At 55.8% G+C, this 16,656-nt stretch carries 16 protein-coding genes; 1 reads left to right on the top strand and 15 read right to left on the bottom strand.

Annotated features, from left to right (window positions below):
- Positions 1 to 12: 12 nt before the first annotated feature.
- The 15 genes from rnhB to rpsB all read right to left on the bottom strand — a co-directional run bounded on the left by rnhB (position 13) and on the right by rpsB (position 15,441).
- Positions 13 to 606 carry a ribonuclease HII gene (rnhB, locus tag FO014_RS15640; protein ID WP_160030197.1) on the bottom strand — a complete coding sequence of 198 codons (594 nt, stop codon included), beginning with the start codon at positions 604 to 606 and terminating at the stop codon, positions 13 to 15.
- The gene (lpxB, locus tag FO014_RS15635) at positions 603 to 1,751 is read right to left on the bottom strand and encodes a lipid-A-disaccharide synthase (protein ID WP_160030196.1); all 1,149 of its coding nucleotides are present in this window, start codon (positions 1,749 to 1,751) and stop codon (positions 603 to 605) included. Before lpxB ends, rnhB begins: the two co-directional genes overlap by 4 nt.
- Positions 1,752 to 1,754: 3 nt before the next feature.
- A complete protein-coding gene (gene lpxA / locus FO014_RS15630) occupies positions 1,755 to 2,543 on the bottom strand; it encodes an acyl-ACP--UDP-N-acetylglucosamine O-acyltransferase (protein WP_160030195.1) in 789 nt (262 codons plus the stop codon).
- A gap of 3 nt (positions 2,544 to 2,546) precedes the next feature.
- Complete coding sequence (fabZ, locus tag FO014_RS15625; protein WP_015673553.1) at positions 2,547 to 3,002, bottom strand: 3-hydroxyacyl-ACP dehydratase FabZ; 456 nt, start codon at positions 3,000 to 3,002, stop codon at positions 2,547 to 2,549.
- Positions 3,003 to 3,285: 283 nt separating this feature from the next.
- The gene (lpxD, locus tag FO014_RS15620) at positions 3,286 to 4,320 is read right to left on the bottom strand and encodes a UDP-3-O-(3-hydroxymyristoyl)glucosamine N-acyltransferase (protein ID WP_160030194.1); all 1,035 of its coding nucleotides are present in this window, start codon (positions 4,318 to 4,320) and stop codon (positions 3,286 to 3,288) included.
- Positions 4,321 to 4,323: 3 nt separating this feature from the next.
- The gene (skp, locus tag FO014_RS15615) at positions 4,324 to 4,821 is read right to left on the bottom strand and encodes a molecular chaperone Skp (protein WP_015673555.1); all 498 of its coding nucleotides are present in this window, start codon (positions 4,819 to 4,821) and stop codon (positions 4,324 to 4,326) included.
- A 156-nt stretch (positions 4,822 to 4,977) separates the two neighbouring features.
- Complete coding sequence (bamA, locus tag FO014_RS15610; RefSeq protein WP_160030193.1) at positions 4,978 to 7,380, bottom strand: outer membrane protein assembly factor BamA; 2,403 nt, start codon at positions 7,378 to 7,380, stop codon at positions 4,978 to 4,980.
- 35 nt (positions 7,381 to 7,415) lie between these two features.
- The gene (gene rseP / locus FO014_RS15605; protein ID WP_160031425.1) at positions 7,416 to 8,768 is read right to left on the bottom strand and encodes a sigma E protease regulator RseP; all 1,353 of its coding nucleotides are present in this window, start codon (positions 8,766 to 8,768) and stop codon (positions 7,416 to 7,418) included.
- Between the two features lie 28 nt (positions 8,769 to 8,796).
- Positions 8,797 to 9,645 carry a phosphatidate cytidylyltransferase gene (gene cdsA, locus FO014_RS15600; RefSeq protein ID WP_160030192.1) on the bottom strand — a complete coding sequence of 283 codons (849 nt, stop codon included), beginning with the start codon at positions 9,643 to 9,645 and terminating at the stop codon, positions 8,797 to 8,799.
- Positions 9,646 to 9,654: 9 nt separating this feature from the next.
- Positions 9,655 to 10,413, bottom strand: a complete 759-nt coding sequence (gene ispU / locus FO014_RS15595) for a (2E,6E)-farnesyl-diphosphate-specific ditrans,polycis-undecaprenyl-diphosphate synthase (RefSeq protein ID WP_054306199.1) — start codon at positions 10,411 to 10,413, stop codon at positions 9,655 to 9,657.
- Positions 10,414 to 10,696: 283 nt separating this feature from the next.
- A complete protein-coding gene (ispC, locus tag FO014_RS15590; RefSeq protein ID WP_160030191.1) occupies positions 10,697 to 11,893 on the bottom strand; it encodes a 1-deoxy-D-xylulose-5-phosphate reductoisomerase in 1,197 nt (398 codons plus the stop codon).
- 156 nt (positions 11,894 to 12,049) lie between these two features.
- The gene (frr, locus tag FO014_RS15585) at positions 12,050 to 12,607 is read right to left on the bottom strand and encodes a ribosome recycling factor (RefSeq protein ID WP_160030190.1); all 558 of its coding nucleotides are present in this window, start codon (positions 12,605 to 12,607) and stop codon (positions 12,050 to 12,052) included.
- A gap of 117 nt (positions 12,608 to 12,724) precedes the next feature.
- Positions 12,725 to 13,450, bottom strand: coding sequence for a UMP kinase (gene pyrH, locus FO014_RS15580; RefSeq protein WP_105232307.1), 726 nt, complete (start codon positions 13,448 to 13,450; stop codon positions 12,725 to 12,727).
- Between the two features lie 227 nt (positions 13,451 to 13,677).
- The gene (gene tsf, locus FO014_RS15575; protein WP_105232308.1) at positions 13,678 to 14,529 is read right to left on the bottom strand and encodes a translation elongation factor Ts; all 852 of its coding nucleotides are present in this window, start codon (positions 14,527 to 14,529) and stop codon (positions 13,678 to 13,680) included.
- 186 nt (positions 14,530 to 14,715) lie between these two features.
- Entirely contained in the window at positions 14,716 to 15,441 is a 726-nt protein-coding gene (gene rpsB, locus FO014_RS15570; protein WP_160030189.1) for a 30S ribosomal protein S2, read from the bottom strand.
- A 365-nt stretch (positions 15,442 to 15,806) separates the two neighbouring features.
- Here rpsB and map point away from each other — a divergent pair, with 365 nt between their 5' ends.
- Positions 15,807 to 16,601, top strand: coding sequence for a type I methionyl aminopeptidase (gene map / locus FO014_RS15565; RefSeq protein WP_160030188.1), 795 nt, complete (start codon positions 15,807 to 15,809; stop codon positions 16,599 to 16,601).
- Positions 16,602 to 16,656 lie beyond the last annotated feature (55 nt).

The raw sequence follows: 16,656 nt of genomic DNA, 5'->3' as shown, positions 1-16,656 counted from the left end.
TCGGCCTGCAGATTACAGCTCCAGCGCCCGTCTTACCGGGGCAAAGCTGCGACGATGATGTTCGGTGGCGCCCAGCGCGGCCAGCCGCTCCAGATGGAAAGCAGTCGGATAGCCTTTATGCTGTGCAAAGCCATATTCCGGAAAAGCACGATCCAGATCGGTCATTTCCCGGTCGCGCGTCACCTTCGCCAGAATCGACGCCGCGCTGATTTCCGCCACGCGGCTGTCGCCCTTCACCACCGCCTGCGCACGCATCGGCAATGCCGGGCAGCGGTTACCGTCGATTAAAACCATATCCGGTGCAATATGCAACCCGGCCACCGCCCGCTGCATCGCCAGCATCGTGGCATGCAGAATATTCAGGCGGTCGATCTCTTCCGGCTCGGCACGCCCCAGGCTCCAGGAGAGCGCCTTGGCGAGGATCTCATCATACAGCGCCAGTCGGCGCTTTTCGCTGAGCTTTTTCGAATCGGCCAGGCCGACGATCGGTTGCGCCGGATCAAGGATCACCGCCGCAGTAACCACCGCGCCGACCAGCGGGCCGCGCCCGACTTCGTCCACGCCGGCGATCAGCCGGGCATCGGGGTAGATAAAGGCTTCAGTCATTTTTTTGCCAGCTCCAACACAGCCTGAGCGGCCTGTTCATCGGCATCGCAGCGGATGCTCTGATGCAGTTCAAGGAAAGTCTGTTTCAACTGTTCCGCCTGCGGACTCTCTTCCAGCAGCGGCAACAGCGCCGCGGCCAGTTTGTCCGGCACGCAGTCATGCTGCAGTAGCTCGGTAACGATTTCACGCCCGGCCAGCAGGTTCGGCAGCGAAACGTACGGTGTTTTCACCAGCCGCTGCGCCAGCCAGAAGGTGAATGGCTTCATACGATAGCCCACCACCATCGGACACTTGGCCAGCATGCACTCCAGCGCGGCAGTGCCGGAAGCCAGCAGCGCCGCATCGCTGGCGATCATCGCCTCGCGCCCTTTGCCGTCCAGCAGATGGGCGGGCAAGTCCGGTGCCACCTGCGCCTTGATACGCTCAAACTGTTCGCGCCGCTTGGCATTGACCAGCGGCACCACCACTTCGAGGTCCGGATAGCGGGTGCGTAACAACTGCGCGGTCTGCAGGAAATCGGCGCTCAGCATCTCTACTTCCGCGCCACGGCTGCCGGGCAGCAACGCCAGGCAGCGTGCGTCAGGCGCAATGCCCAATGCGGCGCGCGCGGCCAGCTTATCCGGCTGCAGCGGCATCGCATCGGCCATGGTATGGCCAATAAAACGGCAGGGAACGCTGAAACGATCGTAAAACGCTTTTTCAAAAGGGAGGAACGCCAACACCAGGTCGGTCGCTTTGCCGATTTTGAAAACGCGCTTTTGACGCCAGGCCCAGACGGACGGGCTGACATAGTGAATAGTGCGAATGCCGCGCTGTTTCAGGCGGCCTTCCAGCGTGATATTGAAGTCTGGCGCGTCAATACCGACAAACACGTCAGGCGCCAGTTCGCTGAAGCGGCGGGTCAGATCCTTACGAATCTTCAGCAGACGGGGCAAGCGCTCCAGCACTTCCACCACGCCCATCACCGCCAACTCCTCCATTTCATACCAGGCTTCGCATCCCTCGGCCTGCATCAGCGGGCCGGCGACGCCGACAAAGCGCGCATCCGGATGCTTGGCCTTCAGCGCACGAATCAATCCGGCGCCAAGAATATCGCCGGAGGTCTCACCGGCGACCAGTCCGATAGTCAATGGACGCGTTGACATAAATCAGCGAATAATGCCGCGGGTGGAGCGCGCAAAGAAATCGAGGAACTGCTGAGCCACCGGCTGCTGTTGCGCCAACGCTTCAATTTCCGTCTTGGCTTCGTCCAGCGTTTTTTCGCTGCGATACAGGATCTTGTAAGCGTTACGGATCGCCTGCATTTCATCCTTATCAAAGCCACGACGTTTCAGGCCAACGGCATTCACGCCGAACGGCGTTGCATGGTTGCCCTGCGCGATAACAAAAGGCGGCACATCCTGCGCGACGCCGGAGCAGCCGCCAACCATGACGTGCGCGCCGATAATGCAGAACTGGTGAATAGCCGTCATACCGCCGATGATCGCATGATCGTCGATCTCCACATGGCCCGCCAACGTTGCATTGTTGGCAAGTATGCAGGAATTACCCACTACGCAGTCGTGAGCAACGTGCACATTAACCATCAGCAGGTTATCGTTGCCGACTTTGGTCACGTTGGTGCCCTGCGCCGTACCGCGGTGAATGGTCACGCTCTCGCGAATGCGGTTGCGATCGCCGATTTCAACGCGCGTCGGCTCACCCGCATATTTCAGATCCTGGTTCACTTCACCGATGGAGGCGAACTGATAAATCTGGTTTTCGCGGCCAATTTTGGTAATGCCATTGACCACTACGTGAGATTTAAGCACCGTGCCTTCGCCGATTTCCACCTGGGAGCCGACGTAACAGAATGGGCCAATGTGCGCTCCGGCGCCGACAACGGCACCGTCTTCAACAATTGCGCTTGGGTGGATAAAGGCGGTTTGGTCTATCACGGATTATGCCTCCCGGCTGCGGGCACACATCATGGTTGCTTCGCAGACAATTTTACCGTCGACGGTCGCCACGCCTTTAAAGCGCGTCAGGCCACGACGAGTTTTCTCGAAAGTGACTTCCATAATCATCTGGTCACCAGGCACGACCGGGCGCTTGAAGCGCGCTTCGTCGATACCGGCAAAATAGTACAGCTCGCCCGGCTCCAGCTTGCCGACGCTTTTAAACGCCAGAATACCGGTGGCCTGCGCCATGGCTTCCAGGATCAATACGCCTGGGAAAATCGGTTTGCCAGGGAAGTGGCCCTGGAAAAACGGCTCGTTAACGGAAACGTTTTTTACCGCACGCAGATATTTATGCTCTTCAAACTCAAGTACACGGTCAACCAGCAAGAATGGGTAACGATGAGGGAGCAGTTCCAAAATTTCTGCAATATCTAGAGTATGAGTGTCAGTAGTCAAAATACTCTTCCTGTCTCTAAAAACTGATGGCATCAACAACACGGCCTGCGTTGACCCCAAAAAGGAGATCATCAGGCAGGCCGCAAATTCACAACACTTTGCGCTTTTAGCCGCGAGCGGCTAACGCGTTTCGTTTTTCTACCCAGTTAGGCGGGCGGCGGTGATTATACCCATCATCCTGCATGCTGCATCTTTATTTTGCACTTCGTTTCCCTATACGTGCACGATATTGCCTGCAGTATTTCATTTTGGGACTGAATACACCGTGATGCAACGGGCAAGCTTATTGGGAATCGTCGTTTTTACCGACTTTTCGTTCGACAGCTTTCAAACGCTTGCTGATCTCATCGATATTCATCACCAACGCGGCGGTTTTACGCCAGGCTTTGTTGGGTTGTAACGGAATACCCGAAGAGTATACCCCAGGTTCGGTGATTGGTCGCATAACCATTCCCATTCCCGTGACCACCACCTGATCGGCAATCTCCATGTGACCATTGATCACACTGGCGCCGCCGATCTGGCAATAGCGGCCTATTTTCAGACTGCCAGCCATGATGACGCCACCGGCAACGGCGGTATTTTCGCCAATCACCACGTTATGCGCAATTTGGCATTGGTTGTCGATGATAACACCATTTCCGATCAGAGTGTTATCCAGCGCACCGCGGTCAATGGTGGTACAGGCGCCAATCTCGACGCGATCGCCGATGATGACCGTGCCCAGTTGGGGAATCTTCACCCAGTTGCCGCGTTCGTTGGCGTAGCCGAAACCGTCTGCGCCGATCACCGTCCCCGACTGAATCAGGCAGCGTTGACCGATTTCAACTTCATGATACACGGTGACGTTCGCCCATAAGCGCGTACCGGCGCCCAGACGAGCATTCTTGCCGATAAAACAGCCCGGGCCGATAACCACGTTATCGCCGAGCACAGCGCCTGACTCGATCACCGCATTCGCACCGACGGCCACGTTCTGTCCAAGCTGCGCCTCAGGGGAAATGACCGCGCTCGGCGCGATATCCTGAGCCGGTGCCGGCGTGGTGTCCATCAGTTGCGCCATGCGCGCGTAGGTCAGGTAGGGATTCTTTACCACCAGCGCCGCGCTGCGGCAGTGTGGCAAATCTGCTTCGGTCAGCACTACGGCGCTGGCCTGACAGGAAGACAGCTGCTGTTGATAGCGGCTGTTTGACAAAAACGTAATTTGGCCAGTTTGTGCGGAATGCATAGAAGCAATGCCGGTGATGACGAGATCGCCATCACCGTGCAATTGTGCATCCAACTGCTGCGCTAAATCAGCCAGTCGAATTGAAGGCATGTGTTATTTAACCTGTTTCAGCACGTCAGCAGTGATGTCTTTGGAAGAACCTGCGTAAGCTACGGCGTTGGCATCGATCACCACGTCATAACCTTCTTTGCTGGCAACAGTTTTCACTGCATCCTGAATACGGCTCAGGATCTTGTTACGCTCTTCCATCTGACGACGGCGATTGTCCTGCTCGAAAGACTGGGCTTTCTTGGAGAACTGCTCGCGCTGCGCCATCACGTCTTTTTCCAGCTTGCTGCGCTCGCTCGCCTTCATCGTAGAGCCGTCACGCTGCAGTTTCTGCATTTTAGTCTGCAGGCTGCGTTCCATGTTCTGGAGTTCACTTGCACGGCCTTTGAATTCGTTTTCCAGTTGTTTCGCCACGGTCTCACGTGCTGGCAACTGTTGGAAAATGCTGGAAACGTTAACGACAGCAATACTGTCAGCAGCCTGAACACTCGCTGAAGCAGCCATTGCTAAACCGAGGCCTGCGGCACACAACCACTTTTTCACTATAAACTCCTTACCATCACCGTTTGTGTCATTCGACACGTGAAATACACAATCTGCCAGACTTATCTCACGAAACAATGAGACTTTTCTCCCTCTGCCGTTTTGACAGTCTGGCTATTGCGATTCTAAGCAACGTTTTACACAGAGGTAAAACCGTTACCAGGTCTTACCAATATTAAACTGGAACTGCTCGGATTTATCGCCTTCGTAATCTTTAAGCGGGTTGGCGTAAGAGAACACCAACGGCCCCAGCGGCGACATCCACTGCAGCGCAATACCGGCAGATACGCGAATGTTGCCTGGTTTGCTGTAATCCGGAATATCGAAACCAGCGGTCTGGCTCTTCTCCCAGTTGGTATCCCACACGGTACCCGCATCGACGAACAGCGAGGTACGTACCGAGTTAGCGTATTTTTCGCTGATAAACGGCGTAGGCGTAATCAACTCCATGCTGGCGACCGCCATGGCGTTACCGCCGACTGCATCGTCAGAGCCACACAGCTTGGTGCCGTTGCTGCAGCTGTAGGAGTTGGAATTGTAGTACACCGCTTTCGGACCAATGGTATTGGACTGGAAGCCGCGTACGGAGCTGGAACCGCCGGCATAGAAGTTCTCATAGAACGGCATTTCCTTACCGCCCAGACCGTCGGCATAACCCAGACGACCGCGGCCCAACAGCACCCAGGTGCGATCGTCGTTGATCGGCACGTACTGTACGCTGTCCAACGTCACTTTGTAGTATTCGTTGTCAGAGCCAGGAATGGTGATTTTACCATTCAGGGTGGTGCGGTTACCGGAGGTCGGGAAATAACCACGGTCAAGGTTGTTGTACGTCCAGCCCAGGTTCAGCGTGAAGTCATCCGCCTTGTAGCTGGCGCGATCCATGGTGTTTGGATCCTGCCCCATCGAGTTCAGATAACGCCACATGGCGATCTGCGGCTGCATGTCGGACAGGCTGTTATGCACATAGCCCAGGCCGGCGCGCAGCGAGTTGTTCTCGTTGATTGGGAAGCCCAGCGTACCGTCAACGCCGTAGCTGCTGTTGGTATAGTCAGACAGGTCTGCGTCGTCGGCCTTAAAGTCGTTATAGAAGATACGACCGCCCAGGCTCACACCGTCAACGGTGAAGTAGGGGTTGGTGGCGGACAGTTCCGCATAGGTCTGATAGTCGTTCTTGGTGCCGCTGACGCCCACCGAGTAACCGGTGCCCAGCCAGTTGTCCTGCTGAACGCCAACCTGGAAGCTGACGCCGCTTTCCGTACCGTAACCTACGCCGAAGTTGAACGTACCGGTGTTGCGCTCTTTCACCTTGTAGGTGACGTCAACCTGATCGGCAGTGCCCGGCACACGTTGCGTCTCAACGTCCACGGTTTCGAAGTAGCCCAGACGGTTCAGACGCTCTTTGCCCTGTTCAACCTGGTCATTGCCCAGCCATGAGCCTTCCATCTGACGCATTTCACGGCGCAGTACGGAATCTTTGCTGGTGTCGTTGCCTTCGAACTTGATGCGGCGCACATAGAAGCGGTTGCCCGCGTCGATGTTGACGTGCAGCTTGACGGTTTTATCCGCGTCGTTGATTTCCGGCTGAGTCTGTACGCGTGGGTAGGCATAACCATAACGGCCCAACATCTTCTTGATGTTGTCTTCCATTTTGGTCACTTTGCTGCCGTTGTACAGTTCGCCCGGCTCAATCTTGGTCAACTGGGCGACTTCGGCCGAATGGCCGGCCAGGTTGCCGTTCACCACCACGTCAGAAAGCTTGTACTGATCGCCTTCAGTGATGTTGATGGTGATGTAGATGCCTTTCTTGTCCGGCGTCAGACTGACCTGCGTCGAATCAATGTTGAAGCGCGCGTAACCGCGATCCAGATAGAAGCTGCGCAGGGTTTCAAGATCGCCCGCCAGTTTCTGCTTCTGGTATTTACGATCGCCAACCACGTTCCACCATGGCACCTCATCACGCAGTTGGAAGCGTGAAATCAGTTCATCGTTGGTGAAGGCATGGTTGCCGACGATGTTGATCTGTTGAATTTTTGCGGAAACCCCTTCCGTGAACACCAGCTTCAGGTCAACACGGTTGCGCGGCAACGGCGTCACCACGGCTTTCACCGAGGCGCTGTACTTGCCGACGCTGTAGTAGAAGTCTTCCAGGCCTTTTTCAATACTGGAAATCGTGGTGCGGTCGAGCGCTTCGCCAACCCGGACGCCGGAGGCTTCCAGGTTTTGCTTGAGCATGTCATCCTTCACCGACTTGTTGCCGGAGAAAGTGATGCTGGCAATGGTAGGACGTTCCTTAACCTGTACGATCAACGTATTACCATCGCGCAGTACGCGCACGTCCTCGAAGTTGCCGGTGGCAAACAAGGCACGAATGGTATTACTGATGTCATCGTCAGTGACGGTATCGCCTACGCGAACCGGCATGTTGAGTAACGCCGCACCGACGGCGACCCGCTGCAGGCCTTCGAAATGAATATCTTTCACCACGAACCCGTCTGCACCGTATACGGTGGCGCTGCCAAACAGCAGCGACGCTATGAGCAACTTTTTCATCGCCATCGTTGTTATGCGTTCTTCCTAACCTATCCCCGCCCTTACAGGCGAGAAAAATCATTGAAAAGTGCAAGACCCATTAACAGTACCAGCAAAATCGAGCCTATGCGGTAGCTGTAGTCCTGTACTCGCTCGGATACCGGGCCGCCCTTCAGCTTTTCTATCGCCAGGAAGAGGAGGTGCCCACCATCTAACACCGGTAATGGGAACAGGTTGATGATCCCAAGGTTGACGCTAATCAACGCCAGGAACATCAAGTAGTACACAAACCCGACCCCGGCTGAAGCCCCGGCGCCCTGTGCTATGGAAATCGGGCCGCTCAGGTTGTTCAACTTCACATCACCGGTGATTAATTTACCCAGCATGCTGACCGTTAGGCGCATGATTTGCCAGGTCTTGTCCCCGGCCTGATACAGCGCCGAGAACGGTCCAAACTGACGAATCGTCTTGTACTCATCCGGCAGCGGCAACACTTTCGGAATAATACCGGCAAAGCCGATGTCTTTTCCTGCCGCCGTCTTGCTATCCGGGACCAGCGTTAACGACAACGGCGCGCCGTTTCTTTCAATCTCTAAAACCAGCGGCTGCCCCGGACCGTCGTGAATTCGTTTCACCAACGTTTGCCAACGCCCCAAAGGCTGACCATCGACTTTAACGATCCTGTCCCCGGCTTGCAAACCCGCTTTTTGTGCTGCCGAACCGGATTGCACCTGCGCCAATACCGATTCAACCTGCGGCCCGCGGGGAATCATCCCCAACGAAACCACCGGATCCTGCTTGTCTGGCTCAAAATTCCACTGGCGCAAATCCAGAGTTTTATTCACCACCTGCGATGAACCAAAAGGCGCAATCCCTACCTCGGTTTTATCATCGCCAATCTTGGTCACCAGCGCCAGACGAACTGCTTCCCAATCAGGCGTTTCGATACCGCCAACGGACTTTAGTTCCATTCCTGGTGAAATTTGCGCCTGAGCAGCGATAGATTGTGGTGATATTTCGCCAATAACCGGACGAAAACTAGGGACGCCGATGATAAACACCAGCCAATAGGCAACCACGGCAAACAGGAAGTTTGCGATAGGCCCGGCGCTGACGATGGCGGCGCGCTGCCAGACGGTTTTATTGTTAAAGGCCTGGTGACGCCGCTCAGGCGCCACCGTCTCCACGCGCTCATCCAGCATTTTGACATAACCGCCCAGCGGAATCAGCGCGATAACGAATTCAGTGCCGTGACGGTCAGTCCGTCGCCACAGGGCGCGTCCAAAGCCGATCGAGAAGCGTTCAACGCGGACGCCGCAGCGACGGGCCACCCAAAAGTGCCCGAACTCATGCACGGTAATCAATATACCGAGTGCAATAATAAACGCTACCAGGTTCCAGAGCACGCTGAACATCATCCCTACACTCCCCGTCACGGACGGATTAAAACACTAACAGCATCAAACAGGCAAATACCGGCACGGCAGCGGTCAGGCTGTCGATACGATCCAGTATCCCGCCATGTCCCGGAATCAGATGGCCGCTGTCCTTGATGCCAGCTTCCCGTTTGAACATGCTCTCGGTAAGGTCGCCCAGCACCGAGGCCAGCGCAGCGGTCACCGAACAGACCAGCAGGGTCGCCGGCACCACGTTCAGCGGCGCATAGCGACCAAACAGCCAGGAAATCAGCGCCGAGGTCACCAGACCGCCGATCAGGCCTTCCCAGGTTTTACCCGGCGAGACCTTCGGCGCCAGCTTGTGCTTGCCGAACAGCTTGCCGAAGACGTAGGCACCGGAATCCGCCCCCCATACCAGCAGCATCACATACAGCAGCCACCAGGCGCCGGTAAAATGGTTTTGCTCATAGCCGAACTGACGCAGCGCCAGCATGCCCCAGAAGAACGGCACGATGGTCAGGATGCCGAACACCAGCCGCAGCGGGCGCGAGTTGCGCCACAGCCCCGCAGAGCCAGGATAAAACAGCACCAGCAGCAGCGCCGCGAGCCACCATCCGAGCGACATCCACAGCGGCCCGCCCACCTGCAGCAGGTGGGCAGACTGATGATAGGCCGGTACGCTCAGCATCATCAGCGCCAGTAAAAAGCCGCAGAGTATCGCCAACCAGATACGTTGAGAACGGGAAGCAAACCCGGCCAGCTGACCCCACTCCCACGCAGCTAACATGCACACTACCAGCGTTACCAGGGCGAACCCCACCGGAGGCAGCAAAAACAGCGCTGCAATAACGATCGGTATTAAAATCAGAGCAGTTATGAGGCGATACTTCAGCAAAAGTTCCCCCTAGGACGCATTAGCGCCGATAGGTGTTGTTCCCCCGAAGCGACGCTCACGTTGTGCAAATGCATTCAGCGCACCTTCAAAGACAAGTTCATCAAAATCAGGCCAGAGTACATCAGTAAAGTAAAGTTCGGCATAAGCGATCTGCCACAGTAAGAAGTTGCTGATGCGGTGTTCACCGCCGGTGCGGATCACCAGATCCACCGGCGCCAGATCGCTCATGCAAACCTGTTCGCTCAGTAACTCTTCGCTGATTTGGTCCGGGCGCAGCAAACCTTCCTGCACTTTCTCGGCCAAAGTCTTTACTCCCTGCATGATATCCCAACGACCGCCATAGTTGGCAGCGATGTTGAGCGTCAGGCCATCGTTATTTTCTGTCAGCTGCTCGGAACGACGAATACGCTCCTGCAAACGTGCGCTGAACCGGCTGACATCACCGATCACGCGCAACCTGACGTTATGTTTGTGCAGGCTTTTCACTTCACTGTCCAGGGCGCGCACAAAAAGCTCCATCAGAGCGGAGACTTCCTGCGCCGGACGATTCCAGTTCTCACTGCTGAAGGCATAAAGCGTGAGCGCATCCAAATGATGGCTGGCAGCAAAGCTGACGGCTCGGCGCACCGATTTCACCCCTGCTTTATGACCGAAGACGCGTAACTTGCCCTGACGTTTAGCCCAACGTCCGTTACCGTCCATGATGATGGCAACGTGACGCGGCCCTGAAATGGACGGATTAGCTTCTTGTTGATTTGCGGACGACATAACTCGTACTTATTTCCTCGATAGAAACACAACAGCCTTTCCGGAACTTCAGGCCCTTGCGCGCAAAAAAAGCCGTGTGCCCGACACGGCTTTTTCGTCTGCACGTCCTGATAGCCCAGACATCGTCTGGGACGAAATAGGTATTCGAGATACCAATCAGGCCATTATTCAACGGTATAACCGCTGACAGGTGGCGCAGACTATATCACCTCAGCGAAGCCTGAACAAACAGGCCCAGAGCGGCGCGCACAATTTACGAACAAAATCAGACAATATCGCGGACTCAGGCGCACTGCGCCTTCACCACCTCAGCTGCAAGCACTCGCGCCTGGCGATCGATATCTAAGACCGCGTCAACGCAGGTCGGTTCCTGCAACGACAGCCGTTCGACAACTTTTTGGTTCACCGCCGCGATATCGGTAAAGCGAATCTGCCCCTGCAAGAAGGCGGCCACCGCCACTTCATTGGCGGCATTGAGCGCGGTAGTCGCCGCCTGCCCCGCATCAAAGGCCGCAATGGCCAGGTGCAGGCAGGGATAACGCTCACGCTCAGGCTCGGAGAAGGTCAACGCGCCAATACGGCAGAAGTCCAGCGCGGCAACGCCGGAATTCACGCGCTGCGGATAAGCCATCGCATGAGCGATTGGCGTACGCATATCCGGCGTGCCCAGCTGCGCCAGTACGCTGCCATCGGCGTAGCGCACCATCGAGTGGATGACCGACTGCGGGTGCAGAATCACTTCCATTTGTTCGGCCGAGGCGTTAAACAGCCAGCGGGCCTCAATATATTCCAGACCTTTATTCATCATGGTGGCGGAGTCCACCGAAATCTTGCGCCCCATCGACCAGTTGGGATGGGCACACGCCTGATCCGGCGTCATCGCGGCGAACTGCTCCAGCGGCGTGGTACGGAACGGGCCGCCGGAACCGGTCAACACAATGCGTGAAACACCATGGTCTTCCAGTGAAGAGTATCCCAACTGGCGCTGAATACTCTCAGGTAAACTCTGAAAAATCGCGTTATGCTCACTATCGAGCGGTAAAAGCTGCGCCTGACTCTGCCGCACCGCGTCCATAAACAGACGGCCGCAGGTCACCAGCGACTCTTTGTTCGCCAGCAGCACTTGCTTGCCGGCGCGGATCGCCGCCAGCGTCGGCAGCAACCCCGCGGCGCCAACGATGGCCGCAGTCACCTGATCGACGTCATCCAGCGCCGCCAGCTCGCAGGCGGCCTGTTCGCCCGCCAGCACCTCAGTCGCCACGCCCTGCTCTGCCAGTAGCGTACGCAGTTGGGCCGCAGCGGCTTCATCCGCCATCGCCGCATAGGCCGGACGGAATTCCAGACACTGCTGCGCCATCACCGTCGCATTACGGCCGGCAACCAGCGCCTTCACGGCGAAACGTTCAGGATTTTCCCGTACAACAGCCAGCGTGCTGGTGCCGACGGAACCGGTGGAGCCAAGAATAGTCAGTTGCTTCATGAGTTCGCTCTGAGTAACTGTCTGATAAGATCGATGGTGCTCCAGTGTGAAACCTTGCGCACCGGATGTCCACGACCTTTCAGTACGATAAAACGAGATCTGCGCTGCAAAAAATAAAGCGCCGCCTAAGCGACGCTTTGTTCAGCGCAAAGCCGATTAGAATTCCATCAGCTCTTTTTCTTTCTCCGCCAGAGCGGCGTCCACCAGCTTGATATAACCATCGGTCATTTTCTGAATGTCGTCTTGCGCACGACGTTCTTCATCTTCGCTGATTTCCTTGTCTTTCAGCAGCGCCTTGACCTTGTCGTTGGCATCGCGACGCACGTTACGCACGGCGACACGGCCCTGCTCTGCGTCTCCACGCACGATCTTGATCAGATCTTTACGGCGCTCTTCGGTCAACGCAGGCAGCGGCACGCGAATGTCGGAACCGGCGGAGGACGGGTTCAGGCCCAGGTCAGACGTCATGATGGCTTTTTCCACCGCCTGGCTCAGGGAGCGATCGAACACGTTGATTTTCAGCGTGCGGGAATCCTCCACCGTGATGCTGGCCAGTTGGCGCAGCGGCGTTGCAGCGCCGTAATATTCCACCATGATGCCGTCAAGAATGCTTGGTGACGCGCGGCCGGTGCGGATTTTGCTGATTTGGTTTTTGAATGCTTCGACGCTTTTTTCCATGCGTGCGTCAGCATCTTTTCTGATGTCATTAATCACGTTGCGAACCTTTGGAAACGGGTTACTTGGCAGGCTTATTATAGCCCGTGAATTTTACTTGCCGGGGGCAGACGCGCACGTCGCCGCCCGCCCCGCTTAATCAGTATCGAGCAGCAATTACTTGCTGATCAATGTACCTTCGTTCTCACCCATCACGACGCGGCGCAGCGCGCCCGGTTTGTTCATATTGAACACGCGGATCGGCAGGCTATGGTCGCGCGCCAGCGTAAACGCGGCCAGATCCATGACTTTCAGTTCACGTTCCAGCACGTCCTGATAGGTTAACTGTTCATACAGCGTAGCGTCCGGGTTTTTCACCGGATCGGCGGAGTATACACCATCCACTTTGGTGGCTTTCAATACCACGTCCGCTTCAATCTCTATCCCCCGCAGGCAAGCGGCGGAGTCGGTGGTGAAGAACGGATTGCCGGTACCGGCGGAGAAAATCACTACGCGGTTGTTGCGCAGCAGGCTGATCGCCTCTGCCCAGCTGTAGTTATCACATACGCCATTGAGCGGGATAGCCGACATCAGGCGGGCGTTCACATAGGCACGGTGCAGTGCATCACGCATAGCCAGGCCGTTCATCACGGTAGCCAGCATTCCCATGTGGTCGCCCACTACACGGTTCATCCCGGCTTGCGCCAGGCCCGCGCCGCGGAACAGGTTGCCACCGCCAATAACTACACCGACCTGAATGCCCAGCTCGACCAGCTCTTTCACTTCCTGAGCCATGCGATCCAAAACGCTCGCGTCGATACCAAAACCTTCTGCGCCTTGCAGGGCTTCGCCGCTCAGTTTGAGCAGGATACGCTGATATACGGGTTTTGCATTGGTTGCCATGGTTATTCTGTCCTAAGCAGCAGTAATAGTATTGGGGGTTTCGACCGATGAAATGCGCCTGCGCAGAGTATAACCCGGCAGGGCCCGCCATCGGAGTAAATCTGGCTGGATCCGGATAAAGATATATCCTAAATAATTCAGGTTGCAGGAAAAAGGCACCCTACCCGCGGCCTGAAATACGGCGGATATAAAATGGAACCGCCAGACGGCGGCTCCATTAACAGTCATTAAGACTGCTTGCTCATTGCTGCTACTTCAGCAGCAAAGTCAGCTTCAACTTTCTCGATGCCTTCGCCCACTTCGAAGCGGATGAAGTTAACAACGTCAGCGTTGTGCTCTTTCAGCACCTGACCAACGGATTTGCTTGGCTCGATAACGAAAGGCTGACCGGTCAGAGAAACTTCGCCGGTGAATTTCTTCATGCGGCCTTCAACCATTTTCTCTGCGATTTCCTTCGGCTTGCCGGACTGCATAGCGATGTCCAGCTGAACCTGATACTCTTTTTCCACCACTTCGGCAGAAACGTCTTCAGGCTTCACGAACTCAGGCTTGCTGGCCGCAACGTGCATTGCGATCTGCTTAACCAGTTCTTCGTCAGCACCTTTAGCGGAAACCAGAACGCCGATACGTGCGCCGTGCAGGTAGCTGCCCAGCACGTCGCCTTCCAGTACGGCAACGCGACGGATATTGATGTTTTCACCAATTTTCGCCACCAGAGCAACGCGCTCTTCTTCGAACTGTGCTTTCAGGACTTCGATGTCAGTTACTTTACCGGCAACGGCCGCGTCCAGCACTTTGTCAGCGAATGCCTGGAAACCAGCGTCTTTAGCCACGAAGTCAGTCTGGCAGTTAACTTCCAGAATCACGCCGTAGTTGCCTTCGATTTTGGTTTTGATCACGCCGTCAGCAGCTACGTTGCCTGCTTTCTTCGCCGCTTTGATCGCACCGGACTTACGCATGTTTTCGATTGCCAGCTCGATGTCGCCGTTGGATTCAACCAGCGCCTTTTTGCAATCCATCATGCCAGCGCCAGTACGCTCGCGCAGTTCTTTTACCAGGGCAGCGGTAATATCAGCCATTTTTTAATTCCTCGGTTATCTCACTCGGAGATTTACCCGATATCTTTCGCGCCGTCGCGCCGGGCAACAACGCGGAACCTATCGGACAGGGTTCTCATTCAGATAAGCAAAGGGGGCCTTTAAGGCCCCCCTAACCAACATATGTCAATACCTGGTTAATAAGGGCTCGAGTTCGAGCTTGCCTTATTATTCAGCTTCTACCAAGCCTTCTTCCGCCTGAACGGCCAGATCTTGAGAGCGACCTTCGCGTACTGCGGCAGCAACGGCGGTCAGGTACAGGTTTACTGCACGGATTGCGTCGTCGTTACCAGGGATGATGAAGTCAACGCCGTCTGGATCGGAGTTGGTATCAACGATAGAGAATACCGGGATACCCAGGTTGTTGGCTTCTTTGATCGCGATGTGTTCGTGATCGGCATCGATAACGAACAGAGCGTCTGGCAGACCGCCCATATCCTTGATACCGCCCAGAGAGTTTTCCAACTTCTGCAGTTCACGGGTACGCATCAGCGCTTCTTTTTTGGTCAGCTTGTCGAAGGTGCCGTCTTGAGACTGGGTTTCCAGATCTTTCAAACGTTTGATGGACTGACGAACGGTTTTCCAGTTAGTCAGCATACCGCCCAACCAACGATGGTTCACGAAGAACTGGTCGCAGTTGTTGGCAGATTCTTTTACCGCTTCGCTTGCTGCGCGCTTGGTACCAACAAACAGGATCTTGCCTTTACGGGCGGAGATCTTGCTCAGCTCAGCCAGAGCGTCGTTGAACATTGGTACGGTTTTTTCCAGGTTGATGATGTGAACCTTGTTACGAGCGCCGAAGATGAATGGCTTCATTTTCGGGTTCCAGTAACGGGTCTGGTGACCGAAGTGTACACCGGCCTGGAGCATGTCGCGCATGGAAACAGTTGCCATGATTAAACCTCTATAGATTAAATTGGGGTTATGCCTCCACGTATCCCATAACGCCGACCCCAGAGCGAGATTCTCACCTGAGGCACCCCGGCGCATGTGCCGATACGTGTGTGTTATTTACACAATTGAGTGCAGTTAAGTAGTTTCAGCCTCACCGGCCGCCATCTTTTGGACGGAAGTCGCGGATCGCCGGCGCGCTTTATACCATAAACCCGCCGCCGACTCCAACTTTTGTTGCAGTATAACCCCAGAACGCCGTCCGCGCGCGCAAATCAAATTTGGCAGCCCTCCGGCGGGCTGATACCATAGCAGACTGCTTCTATATTCTTAATTGTCGGCAAGCTCGACACCTTCGGACGAATTTCATGGCAATCTCAATTAAAAACGCTGATGACATCCAAAAAATGCGCGTAGCCGGCCGCCTGGCCGCCGAAGTGCTGGAAATCATCGAGCCTTACGTCAAACCCGGCGTCACCACCGGTGAACTGGACCGTATCTGTCACGAATACATCACGGAAAAGCAGCAGGCGATCTCCGCCTGCCTGGGCTACCACGGCTTCCCGAAATCCGTCTGCATCTCGGTGAACGAAGTGGTGTGCCACGGCATCCCGAGCGATGACAAGGTGCTGAAAGACGGCGATATCGTCAATATCGACGTCACCGTCATCAAAGACGGCTGGCACGGCGATACTTCCAAGATGTTCCTGGTAGGCAAGCCGACAATTCTGGGCGAGCGCCTGTGCCGCATTACTCAGGAAAGCCTGTACCTGGCTCTGAAGATGGTCAAACCGGGCATCCGCCTACGCACGCTGGGCAAAGCCATTCAGCAGTTTGTAGAGGCCGAGAAGTTCTCCGTGGTGCGTGAATACTGCGGACACGGCATCGGCGAAGTGTTTCACGAAGAGCCGCAGGTGCTGCATTACGACGCCGACGACGGCGGCGTGGTGCTGCAGGCGGGCATGGCCTTCACCATCGAGCCGATGGTCAACGCCGGCGACTACCGCATCCGCACCATGAAAGACGGCTGGACGGTAAAAACCAAAGATCGCAGCTTGTCGGCACAGTATGAGCATACTATTGTGGTGACTGAAAACGGCTGCGAGATAATGACGTTGCGCAAGGATGACACCATCCCCAACATCATTACGCATGACGTGTAAGCGCGGCGGCAACGCCGTACGCTAAACGCATAACACAGGCCGGCTTTTGCCGGCC

The organism is Serratia rhizosphaerae, assembly GCF_009817885.1.
Taxonomy (GTDB): Bacteria; Pseudomonadota; Gammaproteobacteria; order Enterobacterales; family Enterobacteriaceae; genus Serratia_B; species Serratia_B rhizosphaerae.
Note: the sequence above shows the minus strand (reverse complement) of the source record. Positions and strands in the feature narration are given on the sequence as shown.

Bases quoted from the DNA above. Each gene is read 5' to 3' on its own strand.
- rnhB (WP_160030197.1), bottom strand. From the start codon at position 606: ATGACTGAAGCCTTTATCTACCCCGATGCCCGGCTGATCGCCGGCGTG.
- lpxB (WP_160030196.1), bottom strand. From the start codon at position 1,751: ATGTCAACGCGTCCATTGACTATCGGACTGGTCGCCGGTGAGACCTCC.
- lpxD (WP_160030194.1), bottom strand. From the start codon at position 4,320: ATGCCTTCAATTCGACTGGCTGATTTAGCGCAGCAGTTGGATGCACAA.
- bamA (WP_160030193.1), bottom strand. From the start codon at position 7,380: ATGGCGATGAAAAAGTTGCTCATAGCGTCGCTGCTGTTTGGCAGCGCC.
- rseP (WP_160031425.1), bottom strand. From the start codon at position 8,768: ATGTTCAGCGTGCTCTGGAACCTGGTAGCGTTTATTATTGCACTCGGT.
- ispU (WP_054306199.1), bottom strand. From the start codon at position 10,413: ATGTCGTCCGCAAATCAACAAGAAGCTAATCCGTCCATTTCAGGGCCG.
- ispC (WP_160030191.1), bottom strand. From the start codon at position 11,893: ATGAAGCAACTGACTATTCTTGGCTCCACCGGTTCCGTCGGCACCAGC.
- pyrH (WP_105232307.1), bottom strand. From the start codon at position 13,450: ATGGCAACCAATGCAAAACCCGTATATCAGCGTATCCTGCTCAAACTG.
- tsf (WP_105232308.1), bottom strand. From the start codon at position 14,529: ATGGCTGATATTACCGCTGCCCTGGTAAAAGAACTGCGCGAGCGTACT.
- rpsB (WP_160030189.1), bottom strand. From the start codon at position 15,441: ATGGCAACTGTTTCCATGCGCGACATGCTCCAGGCCGGTGTACACTTC.
- map (WP_160030188.1), top strand. From the start codon at position 15,807: ATGGCAATCTCAATTAAAAACGCTGATGACATCCAAAAAATGCGCGTA.